The organism is Bordetella sp. 2513F2 (assembly GCF_054642735.1).
On sequence record NZ_CM137755.1, the window covers coordinates 2,380,334 to 2,396,732 of the forward strand.

13 protein-coding genes are annotated in these 16,399 nt (G+C 69.0%); 7 read left to right on the top strand and 6 right to left on the bottom strand.

The genetic code is table 11. From position 1 onward, the window contains the following. The first annotated feature begins 47 nt into the window (after positions 1 to 47). Both ACYBYQ_RS11255 and ACYBYQ_RS11260 read left to right on the top strand, forming a co-directional pair. Positions 48 to 959 (top strand): LysR family transcriptional regulator, encoded by a 912-nt coding sequence (locus tag ACYBYQ_RS11255; RefSeq protein ID WP_459614280.1) that lies wholly within the window; start codon positions 48 to 50, stop codon positions 957 to 959. A 92-nt stretch (positions 960 to 1,051) separates the two neighbouring features. Then, complete coding sequence (locus tag ACYBYQ_RS11260; RefSeq protein WP_459614281.1) at positions 1,052 to 2,218, top strand: esterase-like activity of phytase family protein; 1,167 nt, start codon at positions 1,052 to 1,054, stop codon at positions 2,216 to 2,218. Positions 2,219 to 2,233: 15 nt separating this feature from the next. Here the strand turns inward: ACYBYQ_RS11260 and ACYBYQ_RS11265 are convergent, their stop codons facing one another. Further along, on the bottom strand, positions 2,234 to 3,211 hold the full coding sequence (locus tag ACYBYQ_RS11265; RefSeq protein WP_459614282.1) for a Bug family tripartite tricarboxylate transporter substrate binding protein: 978 nt from the start codon (positions 3,209 to 3,211) through the stop codon (positions 2,234 to 2,236). Between the two features lie 80 nt (positions 3,212 to 3,291). Further along, positions 3,292 to 4,470: a TauD/TfdA family dioxygenase gene (locus ACYBYQ_RS11270; protein WP_459614283.1), complete on the bottom strand. Its 1,179-nt coding sequence runs from the start codon at positions 4,468 to 4,470 to the stop codon at positions 3,292 to 3,294. Between the two features lie 11 nt (positions 4,471 to 4,481). On the opposite strand from ACYBYQ_RS11270, the gene ACYBYQ_RS11275 reads away from it, so the two are divergent. Further along, positions 4,482 to 5,450 carry a LysR family transcriptional regulator gene (locus ACYBYQ_RS11275; RefSeq protein WP_459614284.1) on the top strand — a complete coding sequence of 323 codons (969 nt, stop codon included), beginning with the start codon at positions 4,482 to 4,484 and terminating at the stop codon, positions 5,448 to 5,450. 65 nt (positions 5,451 to 5,515) lie between these two features. Here ACYBYQ_RS11275 and purL read toward each other — a convergent pair whose 3' ends face one another. After that, complete coding sequence (gene purL, locus ACYBYQ_RS11280) at positions 5,516 to 9,553, bottom strand: phosphoribosylformylglycinamidine synthase (protein ID WP_459614285.1); 4,038 nt, start codon at positions 9,551 to 9,553, stop codon at positions 5,516 to 5,518. Positions 9,554 to 9,882: 329 nt separating this feature from the next. Here purL and ACYBYQ_RS11285 point away from each other — a divergent pair, with 329 nt between their 5' ends. Genes ACYBYQ_RS11285 through ACYBYQ_RS11295 form a run of 3 tightly spaced genes read left to right on the top strand, consistent with a single transcriptional unit; the run spans position 9,883 to position 12,793 of the window. Beyond that, positions 9,883 to 10,422 (top strand): TRAP transporter small permease, encoded by a 540-nt coding sequence (locus ACYBYQ_RS11285; RefSeq protein ID WP_459614286.1) that lies wholly within the window; start codon positions 9,883 to 9,885, stop codon positions 10,420 to 10,422. Further along, positions 10,419 to 11,717, top strand: coding sequence for a TRAP transporter large permease (locus ACYBYQ_RS11290; protein WP_459614287.1), 1,299 nt, complete (start codon positions 10,419 to 10,421; stop codon positions 11,715 to 11,717). Before ACYBYQ_RS11285 ends, ACYBYQ_RS11290 begins: the two co-directional genes overlap by 4 nt. A gap of 44 nt (positions 11,718 to 11,761) precedes the next feature. Next, positions 11,762 to 12,793: a DctP family TRAP transporter solute-binding subunit gene (locus tag ACYBYQ_RS11295; protein ID WP_459614288.1), complete on the top strand. Its 1,032-nt coding sequence runs from the start codon at positions 11,762 to 11,764 to the stop codon at positions 12,791 to 12,793. A gap of 146 nt (positions 12,794 to 12,939) precedes the next feature. Here ACYBYQ_RS11295 and greB read toward each other — a convergent pair whose 3' ends face one another. From greB to ACYBYQ_RS11310, 3 genes are all read right to left on the bottom strand, one after another. After that, positions 12,940 to 13,497, bottom strand: coding sequence for a transcription elongation factor GreB (greB, locus tag ACYBYQ_RS11300; RefSeq protein ID WP_459614289.1), 558 nt, complete (start codon positions 13,495 to 13,497; stop codon positions 12,940 to 12,942). Between the two features lie 31 nt (positions 13,498 to 13,528). Beyond that, positions 13,529 to 14,374, bottom strand: a complete 846-nt coding sequence (locus tag ACYBYQ_RS11305; RefSeq protein WP_459614290.1) for a 3',5'-nucleoside bisphosphate phosphatase — start codon at positions 14,372 to 14,374, stop codon at positions 13,529 to 13,531. Positions 14,375 to 14,440: 66 nt separating this feature from the next. After that, positions 14,441 to 15,379 (bottom strand): alpha/beta fold hydrolase, encoded by a 939-nt coding sequence (locus ACYBYQ_RS11310; RefSeq protein ID WP_459614291.1) that lies wholly within the window; start codon positions 15,377 to 15,379, stop codon positions 14,441 to 14,443. A 224-nt stretch (positions 15,380 to 15,603) separates the two neighbouring features. On the opposite strand from ACYBYQ_RS11310, the gene ACYBYQ_RS11315 reads away from it, so the two are divergent. Further along, positions 15,604 to 16,362: a FadR/GntR family transcriptional regulator gene (locus ACYBYQ_RS11315; protein ID WP_459614292.1), complete on the top strand. Its 759-nt coding sequence runs from the start codon at positions 15,604 to 15,606 to the stop codon at positions 16,360 to 16,362. Positions 16,363 to 16,399 lie beyond the last annotated feature (37 nt).

Genomic DNA, 16,399 nt, shown 5'->3' on the forward strand with positions numbered 1-16,399 from the left:
CCTGAATTTCCATTCCGGAAATTCTCAACACACGCCGTGCTTGCCCTATGCGAGACCTGGACCTCACCACCCTGCGCCTGTATGTGCTGGTCTGCGAGGCGCGCAGCATTGCCCGCGCCGCCGAACAGGCCCGCATGGTGGGCTCGGCCATCAGCAAGCGGCTGGCCCAGCTCGAAGACACCGTGGGCGTGCCGCTGCTGCAGCGGCGCCGGCGCGGGGTCGTCCCCACCCCGGCGGGCGAAACCCTGCTGCAGCATGCCCGCGCCATGCTGGCCCACGCCGGCATGGTGGAACGCGACATGGCCGCCTACGCCCGGGGGGTGCGCGGCCAGGTGCGCATCCTGGCCACCGCCTCGGTGCTGGCCGAGTCGCTGGCGGAAGACGTGGCCGCATTCCTGCGCAACCCGGCGCACGCCGACATCAGCGTCGACATCGAGGAGCGGCTCAGCACGGGCGTGGTGCGCGGCGTGCGCGAAGGCGAGGCATCGCTGGGCATATGCTGGGATGCTGCAGAATTCCACGGCCTGGCGTCCCGCCCTTATCGCAGCGATCGCCTGGCCGTGGTGATGCACCGCGGACACCCGCTGTCCCGCCGCCGCAGCCTGCGCTTCGAAGACACGCTGGACGAAGAACACGTCACCATGCCCACCGCCAGCGCGGTGCTGATCCTGCTGCAGCGCGCCGCAAGCCAGGCCGGCCGCAGCATGCGGCACCGTGTCACGGTGTCCAACTTCGATTCGGCATTCCGCGTGGTGCAGGCGCGCCTGGCCATCTGCGTGGCGCCGCTGGAAGTGGCCCAGCGCTACGCCGACGCCGACATGCTCAGCGTGGTCCCGCTGTCGGACCCCTGGGCATGGCGAAGATTCGCGCTGTGCACCCGCGCCGGCGAAAGCCTGCCGGCGGCCGCCCAGCTGCTGGCCGATCATCTGGCCGGCCTCGCCCACGATCCCCCCGGTTGAAAGCCTGACGCCAGCCGCCACGGCGGGGCAAACCCGCCCTGCCATGTGGGTCCACTATCATTCCGCGCACCTTTTCCCTTCCATCCTGCCTCATGACACTTGCCGCCGATGCCCTCCGCACCCTGGCCCGCCACGCGCCTTGTATCGCACGCACGGCCGCGCTGGCTTGCGCACTGGGGCTGGCGCACGCGCCGGTGCGGGCCGACACACCGGCGATCGGCGAACTGCGCCTCATCGGCGAACAGCGCATCGCACATCGCACCCTCTTCGGCGATACGGTGGTGGGCGGACTCTCGGACCTGGACTACGATCCCCGCACCGGGGACTGGGTGCTGGTGAGCGACGACCGTTCGGATCTTGCGTCGGCGCGCTTCTACACCGCGCGGCTGGACTATGAAGCAGCCGCGTTCCGCAGCGTGTTGCTCACCAACGTCACGCCGGTGCTGCAGGCCGACGGCGCCCCTTATCCCAGCCGCCTGCGCGCCGGCGCCCCGCCCGACATGGAGGCCATCCGTTTCGATCCGCTCGATGGCAGCCTGTGGTACGCGAGCGAAGGCGACCGCCTGTTCGACCTGGACCCGGTGGTGCGCCACATTTCGCGCAATGGCCGGCCCATCATGGAACAGGCCACGCCGCCGCGACTCCGCATGCGATGGCTGGGCGGCAGCGGCCCGCGCAACAACCGCGCCTACGAGGGCATGGCCTTTGCGCCGGACGGGCAATCGATGTGGGTCGCGATGGAGGCGCCGCTGCTGCAGGACGGGCCGCTGCCCACGCCCGACGCGGGGGCGCTGGTCCGCATCACGCAGTACGACCGCACCGGCACGCTGCTGCGCCAGCTGCCCTACCCGCTCGATGCCATTCCCGCCGCACCCGCACCCGCGCCCGGCCGCTACGCCGACAACGGCGTCTCGGCCCTTCTCGCCGTGGACGAGGAACGCCTGCTGGTGCTGGAGCGCTCCGCCGTGCAGGGCCCGGACGGCACGTACCGCAATCACATCCGCCTGTACGAGGCCGACGTGACGGGGGCTACGGAGCTTGCCGAGGTGGAAGCGCTGCAGGGCGCCGCGGTCACGCCCATGACGAAAAGGCTGGTACTGGACCTGGACACGCTGGATCTGCCCAGGGTGGACAACATCGAGGGCATGGCCTGGGGCCCGACGCTGGACAACGGGCGCGCCAGCCTGGTGATGGTGTCGGACGACAACTTCAACCCGGCCCAGGTGACGCAGCTGCTGGCTTTCCAGGTGCTGCGCTGAAGCCTCGCAGGTCTGTCAGCCTTCGAGCGTGATGCGCCCCGCGTCGACGATACTGCGCCATTTCGGTATTTCCGCGGCAATCAGGCTGGAGAAGGCTGCAGGGCCGTCGGCAACCATGTCGGACCCGAATGAGGCAACGACCGAATTGACCTTCGGCAGCCGGGCCGCCCTGACCGTTTCCTCGGCCAGCCTGTCGGCGACGGAGTCCGGTATGCCTGCAGGGGCGAGCAGGCCGTACCAGCCCCGCGCCTCAAAGCCGCTGATGCCCTGCTCCCGCACCGTCGGCACTTCGGGCAGGGAAGCCGTGCGCGCAGGACTCGACACCGCGAGGGCAACCATCCGGCCGGCACGGATATGCGGCTCGACCAATGCAAGGTTCTCGAAGGCGAACAGCACTTCGCCCCCTATCACGGCAACGACCGCCGGCGCACCGCCCTTGTACGGGACATGGGTGGCCTGCACGCTTGCCTTCTGCTTCAACATCTCGGCGGCCAGGTGCTGCGGCGTACCGGTGCCTGCGGAAGCATAGAACGCAGGCTTGGGGCTGGCTGCCAGGTGCTGCATCAGATCGGCGAAGGTGCTCAGGCCGGACTGCGGGCTCACGACCAGCACCAGCGGCGTGGCCGCCAACAGCGAGATCGGCCTGAAATCGCGCACCGGATCGTATTGCAGGTTCTTGTGTAACGACACGTTGATCGCCAGCGGGCCGCTTGCGCCCAACAACAGCGTATAGGGATCGCCCTGGGCACGCGCGACGAAAGCCGTGCCGATATTGCCGCCCGCCCCTGGCCGGTCTTCCACGATGAAAGGCTGGCCCAGGGCTTCGGCCAGCTCGGCCCCGACGAGCCGTGCCAGTATGTCGACGATGCCTCCGGGAGGATAGGGATTGATGATGCGCACGGGCTGGCTGGGCCAGTCTGCCGCCCATGTCCGGCCCATGGCCGCAAAAGCGCTACAGGCCGTGGCCGCCGCCAGGAAGTCACGTCGTTTCATGGGTCTCCTCCCTCTTGATCGGGGTTATGCCCGGCGCCGGAAGGCCCGGAGCATGCGAGCGCCGCGTTTTTTCCCGGCGATCAGGCGGGCGCCAGCGCAAAGGTAAGCCGCGTGCCGTTGACGATGATGCCTCCGCGATCGCCTGGCGTAATGGAGCCGTACCGGGCAGCGAAGCACGGAGGCAGGGGCCGGCCGTTTGCGGGCGCCAGCCAGAGCCGCAACAGATGGCGCTTGCGCTCGGGTTCCGGCCAGTCCTCGAAATCGGTGCGCGAGTGCAGGATTTGGTGGTTGTGCAGGAACTGCATGTCGCCAGGACGAAACTCCATCTGCAGGCACAAGGCGGGATCGTTCGACAGGCTGTCCATCATGGCAAGCGCCTCCCATTCCGACTGCGTCAGGCGCCGTGCCTCGGGGCAGTTTTCCTGCGCGCTGCGTATGTACTGTCCGACATAGATGGTGGTGAGCTTGCCGCCGTGCCAGTTGAAGACGGGGATGTCGAACCAGGGCTTTGCGCCTTCGGGCACTTCGCCGCGGCGATCGGTGGGAAATGGATGGAACAGCTGCTGCGCCAGCTCCGGCCGGCGCGCCATCATTTCGTTGTAGACGGACACCGAACTGACGATGCGGCTCTCGCCGCCGGAACGGGACGTCTTGAGGCACATCAGTCCGACAATATCGCAGGAATCCGTGTGGTATTCGAGTTGACGGTTGGTCTGGTAGTAGCGCGTGCCCTGGTTGCGGATATCCGCCCCGGTATCGCGCACGTGGCCGAGCAGGTGGCCCTTGGCGTTCTGCGAACGGAAGCTGCCGAAGCGCGCGCCCATGCCGAGATAAGCCATGGCGGCTTCTTCGGTGCTGTAGCGCTCGACCGGAAATCCGCGTATCAGGACGAACCCCCGCCCTTCCAGCACGTCGTGGAGCATGGCCTCCAGGCGAGGGCCGAGCGTCGGCAAGGGAAACGTCTCGGCATTGATCTCGGCGAAGCCGAGGCCTGAACGTCCGAAAGCGCGGATGGCCGAATCGACTTCGGCGATCTCGCCGTCAGTCAGCGTTTCGATCCAGCTGCCCTGTTCCGCCATGTCGGAACCGCGCCAGGCGGCTGGCCCATCGATGCGTGCCGGGATGTCTCCACGCGGGGTATCGATAGCAGCTTGCAATGATGTCTCCTCTCGGGGGCCGGCTCCTGCCGGACGATTCGAAAGAAGTCTATTGGCATCGCTGCCTTCGTTCCAACGAATAATATTGATAGGCTTATCCATCCGAGCGATATATGAATCCAGGCAACATCACCCTGAAGCAGCTGCGGGCCTTCGTCACGGTGGCGCAGGAACGCAGCTTCACGCGCGCCTCCGCCAGGCTGCACGTGACCCAGTCCACGCTGACCGCGTCCATCAAGATCCTGGAAGATGAGATCGGCATGCGGCTGCTCGACCGGTCCACCCGTTTCGTGATGCTCACCGCGCATGGCCGCGAGTTCCTGCCGGCCGCCGAACGCATGCTGCGGGACCTGCACGAGTCGTTGGAGACGCTGCGGCTGGGAGCCACGCGGCAACGCGGCTCGGTGATCGTGGCGGCCGCCGCCTCGTTCATCAACTATGTGCTCTCTCCGGCCGTGGTGCAGATGGCGCAGCAATATCCCGGCATCCGGGTCCGCATGCGGGAAGAGACGACTGAAGGGGTGTGCCGCATGGTGTTGTCCGGCGAAGCCGACTTCGGCATCACCACGCTGTTCCAGCCGGTTCCCGAGGTGGACACCGCACTCGTGCTGATCGATGTCTACGGCGCCGTCTTCGCTCCCGGCCATCCGCTCGCGGCGGAGCAGTCGACTCCGATGCCATGGAGCCGGCTGGCACCGCACACCATGGTTGCCTTGCATCCCTCGAACGGGATCCGGGCATTGCTGGACCTGCATCCGGGCATCCCGATACAGTTCAAGCGGGCTGCCTATGAGGTCGGGACGATGCCCTCGCTATACCCGCTGCTGGCGCGCGGGCTGGGTTATGCCGCGCTCCCCGCCATGGCGGCCCGGCCGCTGGTCGCCGCCGGACTGCGCTACGTTCCCTTGGGCAAGCCCGCATTGCGTCGCGAACTCTACGTCGTCAAACCCCGCGCCCGCACCCTGAGCCCGGCGGCCATGGCCATGCTGGAAGCGATGACGGACGCGCTGAAGGGCATTGCCCCCGACCGGCAGCTGAAGGTGGTGTTCGGGCGCAGGCAGCTGGAGTCATTCGCCCGCTGAACCCGCCTGGACGGCCCTGCCGGAACGCCAGGCACCTCCGTGCCCGGCATCCGCGGAACGCCGCCTCAACCCACCCAGACGCGGGCGTTGCGGAACATGCGCATCCACGGGGTGTACGCGCCGCCGCTGTCGGCCTCGCCCCACTTGGCGGGCGCCCAGGACATCATCACATTGCGCGTGACGCGCTCGGGGTGCGGCATGATCACGGTGAAGCGTCCGTCCGCGGTGGTGACGGACGTCAGCCCGCCCGGGCTGCCGTTGGGGTTGTAAGGATAGGCCTCGGTGGGCTGGCCGTAGTTGTCGACGAAGCGCGCGGCGGCCAGCACGCGTTGGGCATCGCCCTGCTGCGAGAAGTCGGCATAGCCTTCGCCGTGGGCGACGGCCACCGGCACCCGGGTGCCGGCCATGCCCGCGAAGAAGATCGAGGGCGAATCGGCCAGTTCCACCAGCGACAGGCGCGCCTCATACTTCTCGGACTGGTTGCGCGTGAAGCGCGGCCAGTGCTCCGCGCCCGGGATCATGGGTGCCAGCGCGGCCATCATCTGGCAGCCATTGCACACGCCCAGCGCGAAGGTATCGGGCCGCGCGAAGTACGCCGCGAACTGGTCGGCCAGCTGCGGGTTGAAGCGGATGGTGCGGGCCCAGCCCTCGCCCGCGCCCAGCACGTCGCCATAGCTGAAGCCGCCCACGGCCACCAGGCCCTGCATGCCGGCCAGGTCGATGCGCCCCGCGAGCAGGTCGGTCATGTGCACGTCCACGGCCTCGAAACCCGCGGTATCGAAGGCCCAGGCCATCTCGACCTGGCTGTTGCAGCCCTGCTCGCGCAGGACGGCCACGCGCGGACGCTTGCCCGTGGCGATGTACGGCGCCGCCACGTCTTCCTGCGGATCGAACGCCACGCGCGGCGACAGGCCGGGATTGGCCGTGTCGAGCCAGGTGTCGAATTCGGCCTGCGCGCAGGCCGGGTTGTCGCGCAGCGCCATGATGCGGTGGCTGACCTCGCTCCAGGCACGGCCCAGTTCGGCGCGCGGCTGGCCCCACACCTTCCTGCCGTCGCGGTAGAACTCGACCTCGTCGGCGCCGTTCAGGCCGCCGATGACGTGCGAATACTTGGACAGCCCGGCGCCGCGCAGCACCTGCATGACCGCGTCGCGCTGCGCGAGCGGCACCTGGATGACGGCGCCGGCCTCTTCCGAGAAGAGCGCCTTGAGCGTGAGCTCCTGGCGCTGCACCGCCACCTGCTCGGGACGGATCTTGTAGTCGCCCCAGTCGGCCGAGTCCGGATCGAAGGTCAGCATGTCGAGGTTGACCGACACGCCGGTGCGGCCCGCCAGCGCCATCTCCACGACGGTGGCGAACAGGCCGCCGTCGGAGCGGTCGTGGTAGGCCAGGATGACGCCCGCCTCGGCGAGCGTGCGGATCGTGATGAAGAAGGCCCGCAGATCCTGCGGCACGTCGATGTCGGGCACGCTGGTGCCGACCTGGTTGTAGACCTGCGCCAGGATCGAGCCGCCCATGCGATGCAGGCCGCGGCCCAGGTCGATGAGGATGAGCGCGCTGTCGCCGGCATCGGTACGCAGCTGCGGCGTGAGGCTGTTGCGCGCATCGGCCACGGGAGCGAAGGCCGTCACGATGAGCGACACGGGCGCCACCACCTGGCGCGCCTCGCCGTCCTGCTCCCAGGAGGTCTTCATGGACAGCGAGTCCTTGCCCACCGGGATGGAGAGGCCGGTGGCCTGGCACAGCTGGCTGACTGCCGACACGGTGTCGTACAGCGCGGCATCCTGGCCCGGCACGCCGCAGGCGGCCATCCAGTTGGCCGACAGCTTGATGTCCTCGAGACGGGCCACGTCGGCCGCGGCCAGGTTGGTGAGCGCCTCGGCCACGGCCATGCGGCCCGAGGCAGGCGCGTCGATCATGGCAAGCGGCGTGCGCTCGCCCATGGCCATGGCCTCGCCGCGGAAACCTTCGTAGTCGGCCAGGGTGACGGCGCAGTCGGCCACCGGCACCTGCCAGGGCCCCACCATCTGGTCGCGGCTCGACAGGCCGCCCACGGTGCGGTCGCCGATGGTGATGAGGAAGGTCTTGTTGGCCACCGTGGGATGCCGCAGCACGCGGTAGGCGGCCTCGGTGAGGTCGATGCCGGCGAGATCCAGCGGCTCGGATACGCCCGGCAGGCGCTGCACGTCACGCGTCATGCGCGGCGGCTTGCCGAGGATCACGTCGATGGGCACGTCCACGGGACGCACTTCGCCCCCGGCCTGCGGCCGCACCTCGTCCAGCCCGGGCACGCCTTCGCCGTCGAGCACGCGCAGCGCACGCTCTTCGGTGGCCACGCCCACCACCGCATACGGGCAGCGCTCGCGCCGGGCGATGGCATCGAAGCGGTCGAGGTCCTGGGGCAGGATGGCCAGCACGTAGCGCTCCTGCGACTCGTTGCTCCAGATCTCGGCCGGCGACAGGCCGGACTCTTCGACGGGCACGCGCTTGAGGTCGAACACCGCGCCGCGGCCGGCGTCGTTGACGAGTTCGGGAAAGGCATTGGACAGGCCGCCCGCGCCCACGTCATGGATGGCCAGGATGGGATTGCGTTCGCCCTGCTGCCAGCAGCGGTCGATGACTTCCTGGGCGCGCCGCTCGATCTCGGGATTGCCGCGCTGCACGGAATCGAAGTCCAGGTCGGCCGCGTTGCTGCCCACGCCCATGCTGGAGGCGGCGCCGCCGCCCATGCCGATGCGAAAGCCCGGGCCGCCGAGCTGGATCAGCAGCGCGCCGGGAGGCAGGCCTTCCTTGTGGGTGAGCCCGGCGTCGATGGTGCCCAGGCCGCCGGCGATCATGATGGGCTTGTGGTAGCCCCAGCGCGTGCCGCCCGCGCTCTGCTCGAAGCTGCGGAAATAGCCCAGCAGGTTGGGCCGGCCGAATTCGTTGTTGAACGCGGCGCCGCCCAGCGGGCCGTCGATCATGATGGACAGCGGCGAGGCGATGCGCTCGGGCAGGCCGTGATGGTCGGCTTCCCAGGGCTGCATGGCGTCGGGGAAACGCAGGTGCGATACGGTGAAGCCGGTGAGGCCCGCCTTGGGCTTGGAGCCGCGGCCGGTGGCGCCCTCGTCGCGGATCTCGCCGCCGGCGCCGGTGGAGGCGCCGGGGAACGGGGCGATCGCCGTGGGATGGTTGTGCGTTTCCACCTTCATGAGCGTGTGCACCACCGTGTCGCGGCGCACGTACGTAGAGCCGGCGCCCTCGCCCGGCAGCCCGGCCTGGAAGCGCTGCGCGGGCCCCCCCTCCATGATGGCGGCGTTGTCGGAATAGGCCACCACCGTACCTGCGGGCTGCGCCTTGTGGGTGGCGCGGATCATGCCGAACAGGGTGTCGGGTTGCGGCTGGCCGTCGATGACCCACTGCGCGTTGAAGATCTTGTGGCGGCAGTGCTCGCTGTTGGCCTGCGCGAACATCATCAGTTCGACGTCGGTAGGATCGCGGCCCAGGGCGCCGAAGGACGCCGCCAGGTAGTCGATCTCGTCGTCGGAGAGGGCCAGCCCCAGCGTGGCGTTGGCCTCGACCAACGCCGCGCGCCCCTGCTGCTGCACGGGCACGGTGCGCATGGGCTTGCCTGCCAGCGTCTGGAACAGCGCGCTGCCGTCGAAGCTGGCGTCGACCACGGTTTCGGTCATGCGGTCGTGCAGGCAGGCGGCGGCGCGCGCCAGCGCGTCGGCATCGAAGGACTTGGCGCCGAGCATTCCGCGCTCGGGCACCAGGGTGTAGCGCAAGGCGCGCTCGATGCGGTGCACCTGGGTGAGGCCGCAGTTGCGGGCGATGTCGGTGGCCTTGCTGGCCCAGGGCGAGACCGTGCCCAGACGGGGAATCACCAGCAGCGACAGGCTCTTCGGCGGCGCTTCCGCCGGCGCGGGCGTGCCGTAGTCCAGCAGTTGCGCCAGGCGCCGGCTGGCCTCGGCATCGAGCTCGGTTTCGGTGCTGACGAAGTGTTCGTAGCGTGCCGACACATCGGCCACCGGCAGGCCTGCCTGTTTCAGTTGCGCCAGCAGGCGCTCGCGACGGAATGCGGAAAGAACGGAGGAACCGGGCAGATGCTGGACGAATGACACGATGCGAGCGCCGTAGGAAGAGAGAATCAAAGCGTGATTTTACCTTTACGGCGTGCCCTTCCCCGGCCGCCGGCATCCTGGCCGGCCATTCGCCCGGCGCCTGTTACAAAAAAGTCGGCATACCGTGGCGGCGCGCTTGCTGCACCGCGCAAGCCGGCATGGCGCCCTGCGCATACGGTCCGGGTGCGCCCATCCCTGCCGTGGCGGGAAGGCGCGTGCTGCCCCGCAGCATGTTGCGCGCAGCCCGCACCGCGGGAAAACACGAAGTAACGCCCCGGCCAACCGCCGTTAGCATCCCTTCCCATCCCAAGCTAGCCCTGCTGTATCCGATGTCGCTGCCCGAGGCCCGCCCAGAACCCGTCGAACCCATCCTCCCCGAACAACCGGAACCGGCCGTGAAGATCCCACTGGCCCTGGAGGACTGGCTGGCCGTATCGGTGCTGGCGCTGCTTGCGCTCATCACGCTGGCCAACGTGCTGGTGCGCTACTTCACCGACCAGTCGTTCGCCTGGACCGAGGAAATCTCCATCTTTCTGCTCATCGTGCTCACCATGGCCGGAGGCTGCGCCGCCTTCGTGCGCAACCGCCATGTGCGCATCGAGATCCTTGCCGACGGCGGCACCCCGCAGCGCCGGCGGCGCATGGCGATTGCGGCCCAGTCCTGCGTGCTGGTGTTCTTCGTGCTGCTCACCGTGCTGTCGGTGCGGCTGGTCCACGACGAATTCATCTACGAGGAAACCTCGCCCGCCATCGGCGTGCCCAGCTGGTGGTACTCGGCGTGGATGCCGCTGATGGCGGCGGCCATCGCGCTGCGCACGCTGGGCGTGCTGCGGCGCCTATGGCGCGGCGACGACGGGCCGCGCCCATGATCGCCGCCCTGCTGTTCGCGGCCTTCGCGGCGCTGATGCTCATCGGTGTGCCGGTGGGCGTGGCGCTGGGCCTGGCCGGCACCGTGGCCATTGCGCTGTCCAACCTCGATACGCCCTGGTTCGGCCTGCTGGCCGTGCCGCAGAACTTCTACGCAGGCCTGGCCAAGTATCCCTTGCTGGCCATCCCCATGTTCGTGCTCGTGGGCTCCATCTTCGACCGTTCGGGCGTGGCGCGGCGGCTGGTGGACTTCGCCGTGGCGGTGGTCGGCCGCGGCCCCGGCATGCTGCCCATGGTGACCGTCCTGGTCGCCATGTTCCTCGGCGGCATTTCCGGCTCGGGTCCGGCCTGTGCCGCCGCAGTGGGCGCCGTCATGATCGCGGCCATGTCGCGCGCCGGCTATCCAGGCGCGTACTCCGCATCGGTGGTCGCGGCGGGCGCGGCCACCGACATCCTCATCCCGCCCTCCATCGCCTTCATCATCTATTCCGTGCTGGTCCCCGGCGCCTCGGTGCCTGCGCTCTTCGCCGCCGGCATGGTGCCCGGCATGCTCACGGGCATCGCGCTCATCGTGCCCGCCGTCTGGCTGGCGCGGCGCCACGGCATGGGCACGCAGGAAGCCCACCTGCCGCGGCCGCCCTTCTGGGCCAGCCTGCGGCGTGCCGCCTGGGGCCTGGCCGCGCCGGTGCTGATCCTGGGCGGCATGCGGCTGGGCTGGTTCACGCCCACCGAGGCCGCGGTGGTTGCGGTGTTCTACGGCCTCTTCGTCGGCATGTTCATCCACCGCACGATGGGCGTGCGCGACCTGTTCCCCATCCTGCGCGAAGCCGCCGAACTGTCGGCCGTGATCATGATGGTGGTGACGCTGGCGGGGATCTTCGCCTGGGCGCTTTCCACCCTGAGCGTGATCGACCCCATCACCCGCGCCATCGTGGGCTCGGGGCTGGGCGAATGGGGCGTGCTGGCGCTGATCGTGCTGCTGCTCATGACCGTGGGGATGTTCCTGGACGGCATCTCCATCTTCCTGATCTTCGTGCCGCTGCTCATGCCCATCGCCGACGCCTACGGGTGGGACCCGGTATGGTTCGGCGTGATCCTCACGCTCAAGGTGGCGCTGGGCCAGTTCACCCCGCCGCTGGCCGTGAACCTGATGGTGTCCTGCCGCATCGCGCGGGTGCCCATGGAGGCCACGGTGCCCTGGGTGGTATGGATGCTGGCCTCGATGATGCTGGTGGTCGTCGCGGTGCTTGCCTTTCCGCAGCTGGCGCTGTGGCTGCCCCACGAACTCGGATACTGAGCCGGTCGTTCACACACATGACAACACAAAGAGGAGACAACATCATGCCAGGCTTCAAATTGCTCGCGGGCGCCGTGCTGTGCGCCGCCGCGACGCTTGCCGCCCTGCCCGCCCAGGCCCAGAACTACAAGGCGGAATACAAGCTTTCCATCGTGGTGGGCACCACGTTCCCCTGGGGCCAGGGCGCCGAGATCTGGTCCAGGCTGGTGCGCGAGCGCACCGACGGCCGCATCAACATCAAGGTCTATCCCGGCACCTCGCTCGTGCAGGGCGACCAGACGCGCGAATTCACGGCCATCCGCCAGGGCGTGATCGACATGGCCGTGGGCTCCACCATCAACTGGTCGCCGCAGATCAAGCAGCTCAACCTGTTCTCCCTGCCCTTCCTGATGCCCGACTACGCCGCCATCGACGCCCTGGTGCAGGGCGAAGTGGGCAAGGCGATCTTCGAACGGGTCGAGAAGGCGGGCGTGGTGCCGCTGGCCTGGGGCGAGAACGGGTACCGGCAGCTCAGCAATTCCAAGCGGGAAATCAAGGGTCCGGCCGACATGAAGGGCCTGAAGCTGCGCGTGGTGGGCTCGCCCCTGTACATCGATACGTTCACCGCGCTGGGCGCCAATCCCACGCAGATGAGCTGGGCCGACGCGCAGCCGGCCCTGGCCAGCGGCGCGGTCGACGGCCAGGAGAACCCCCTGTCCATCTACACCGGCGCCAAGCTGTACAACGTGGCGCAGAAGTACCTGACACTGTGGAACTACGTGGCCGACCCGCTCATTTTCGTGGTCAACCGCGAGGTCTGGCAGTCCTGGTCGGAACAGGACCGCGAGATCGTGCGCCAGGCCGCCATCGAGGCGGGCCGCCAGCAGGTGCAGATCGCGCGCAAGGGCGTCACCCCCGAGGACCCTTCCCTGCTGAAGGAGATCGAGGGCCACGGCGTCACGGTCACCGCGCTCACGCCGGCGCAGCACGCCGAATTCGTCGCCGCCACCAAGCCGGTCTACGACAAGTGGAAAACGCAGATCGGCAAGGACCTGGTCGAGATGGCGGAAAAGGCGATCGCGGCGCGCAAGCCATAAGCAGCAGCCCAAGGGGGAGGCGGCGCGAGCCGCCATAGCGGTGGGGTTCGCAGAAGCCCCGGAACGCGGCGGGCGCCGGCCAAAAGCCGGCGCCCGTTTTTTCATTCGGCGCCCGGCAGGTTGCCGGCCATGCCGGCAGCCGGATTTCAGTGCGGTTCGGGGTAGCGCACCTCGAGGATCTCGATCTCCTCGATGCCGCCGGGCGTGCGCAGCGTGACCGTATCGCCCTCGCGCGCCTTGATCAGGGCGCGCGCCACCGGCGAGATCCAGCTGATCTTGCCGGCCAGCGGCTCGGCCTCGTCCACGCCCACGATGGTCACGGTGCGTTCCTCGCCCGCCTTGTCCATGTACAGCACGGTGGCGCCGAAGAAGACCTGGTCGCGGTTGGGCTGGCGGGCCGGATCCACGACTTCGGCGATGTCCAGGCGGCGCGTGAGAAAACGCATGCGCCGGTCTATCTCGCGCAGGCGCTTCTTGCCGTAGAGGTAGTCGCCGTTCTCGGAGCGGTCGCCGTTGGAGGCGGCCCACGACACCACCTGCACCACCGCCGGCCGCTCCACGGTCATGAGGTGGGTGAGTTCGTCGCGCAGGCGCGCGTAGCCTTCGGGCGTCATGTAGTTGCGGGTGCCGGCCGGCAGCGCCTGCGCTTCGGGCAGGTCGTCCTCGTCGTCCCGGTCGGACTCTTTGACGAAAGCCTTGTTCATGATTGCATCGCCTACAGGGTGAAGCCCGGCATCAAAGCCAGTCGTGCCATACCGGCGTCAGGTCGTGCGGCAGCATGGGCAGCATGCCCAGGTCGGCCTTGCTTTCCTTCGGGCTGTGGAAGTCAGAGCCGCGCGAGGCCAGCATGCCGTATCGGCGCGCGACGCCCGCATAGCGCCGCGCCTCCTCGGGCGTGTGGCTGCCGGTGACAACCTCCACGCCTTCGCCGCCCAGTTGCAGGAACGCATCGAACAGGGCGTCGAACTGCGTCTGCGTATATTTGTAGCGGCCCGGATGCGCGATCACCGCCCGCCCGCCCGCGCCGCGGATCCAGCCGATGGCCTGCTCCAGCGTGGCCCATTGCATGGGCACGTGCCCCGGGCAATCGTCGCCCAGGTACTTGTTGAACACCGTCTGCACGTCGGGGCAATACCCGGCCTCCACCAGATAGCGCGCAAAATGCGTGCGGCCGATGAGCTGCGGATTGCCGGCAAAGGGCAGCGCGCCTTCATATGCGCCCGGCATGCCCATTTCGGCCAGCCGCTCGCCCATGCGCCGGGCGCGGGCGGCACGGCCCGCCCGGGTCTGGTGCAGGCCTGCCGCCAGCGTGGCATCGGCGGGGTCGAAATTCAGGCCCACGATGTGCACGGTCTGGGCGGCCCAGGTTACGGAGATCTCCACGCCCGTGATGAAGCGCAGGCCGCAATCGCGCGCAGCCTGCGCCGCCTCGGCCAGGCCACCGATCTCGTCGTGGTCGGTGAGCGCCCAGACGTCCACGCCGTTGTCGCGCGCACGGCGCGCCACCTCGGTGGGGGAATACAGGCCATCCGACGTGGTGGAGTGGCAGTGCAGGTCTACGTTGGAAAGGGCATTGTGCATCGCCCTATTGTAGTTGCGTCGTCCAGGCCCCGGCGACCGCTCGCCGGCACGCAACCGCCGCCGCGCCTACGCCTCGAGGAAGGCAGCCACCGGTTCGATCTGCTGCGGATCCATCAGGGTGGGCGCGTGCCCCACGCCCGGGATTTCCAGGGCCCGTGCCCGAGGATTGCGCGCCAGCATCTCGGCCACGGTTGCCGACGACAGCAGGTCCGACTCGGCGCCGCGCACGATGAGCACCGGGCATTCCAGCGCGTCGTAGGCCTGCCACAGCAGTTGTTCGCCCATGGCGTAGGCGTCCGGCGTCTGCGCTGCCAGCGGCGCGGCAATCGCGAGGTCATAGTGCTTGACCCACCGGCCATCCTGCGCCTCCCGATAGACGCGCCGCGCCAGGGTCTCCCATTGCGAGTCGGTGTGAGGACCGAACGTCTCCGCGACCTCCCGCGTGGCGCGCACGGCCTCCTCGAAGGAACCGAATTCCGCCGGGCGGCCCACATATTGACTGATGCGCTGCAGGGCCGGCCCACCCAGGCGCGGCCCCACGTCGTTGAGCACCATGCCCGCCAGCCGCAGCCCGGCGTCGGCCGGCAGCCCGCCTGTGCGCGGGCGGGCCAGGCGCATGAGCCTGGCCATGGACAGCGCGCCGCTGAAGGCCAGGCCGATCAGGCCGCCCATGGAAGTGCCGACCCAGCGCAGCGAAGCCGGTCGCAGTCGGGCCAGCAGCGTGACCATGTCGGCCACGTACTGCGGCACCGTGTAGAACGAGGGATTGGCCAGCCAGTCGGAATCCCCGCGCCCGGCCACGTCCGGGCATACCACGCGGAACCGCGGGGCCAGCCGCTGCGCGAGCTCGTCGAAATCGCGGCCGGTGCGCGTGAGCCCATGCACGCACAGCACCACCTCTGCATTGTGCGGATCGCCCCACTCCCAGTACGCCATGCGATGCAGGCCGGCGGGGCTGGCGCAGGTGACGAAATCCAGGCGGGGTTCTCGCTGCGGGTGGGACATCGCGGCCTCCGGTATGGCGCAGGCCAGGACGGCCGTGCCAGCTGCGTATGTTAGCGAACCCGGTGGCCGATGCCGCCGTCGGCGCTCCGGGCCTCGACCCTCATGGATTACCCCTATATCGCTTCCCCCAATGGCGAAGTGCGGCCGGCGCCTCGTATAGTGGCCTGACCACTGGGCCACCAGGCAGCCAGATGGCTCGTATTCCACTACGTTTTCCTGCATCCATGAGCTCCCTACAGGCCGTCACACCCACCCGCCTCTATCGCATGATTGCCGACCAGATCGCCCAGCGCATCCAGGCGGGCGACTTCCCGCCGGGCGGGCGGCTGCCTGCCGAGCGCGAGCTGGCCGAGCAGCTGCAGGTCAGCCGCGCCTCGGTGCGCGAGGCCCTGATCGCCCTGGAAATCGAAGGCTACGTGGAAGTGCGCGTGGGCACCGGCGTATTCGTGTGCGCGTCCCGCCCCGAACCCCGCCCCGCCGGCCGCGCACAGGGCCAGTACCAGCAGTCCACGGCCGTGTCCGAAGCCGCCGCCGATACCGAAGTGGCCGATATCGGGCCGTTCGATCTCCTGGAGGCCCGCTTGCTGCTCGAACCCGAATGCGCGGCGCTGGCCGCGCAGAAGGCCTCCCCCGCCCAGATCGCCGCCATCCGCGCCGCGCACGACGCCATGTCGCTCACCGACTCGCCCAGCCGGCACGACCGCGCCTTCCACGGCGCCATCGGCACGGCCTGCGGCAACGCCGCGCTGGCGGCGGCCATTTCCCACATCTGGCACCTCAGCACGCTGAGTCCGGTGTTTCACCGCCTGGAAGAGCACTTCGTCACCACCCGGGTCTGGAGCGAAGCCCGGAAAGAGCACGAACGCATCCTTGAAGCCATCGCCGACCGCGATCCCATCCGCGCGCGCCACGCCATGCACGACCACCTGGTCGGCATCCTGGCGCGGCTGCGCGAGGACTTCGGGACGATGGCGATGCGCTGAACGCCGCCGCCGACATCCGCCGCCGGCCATGGCCGGC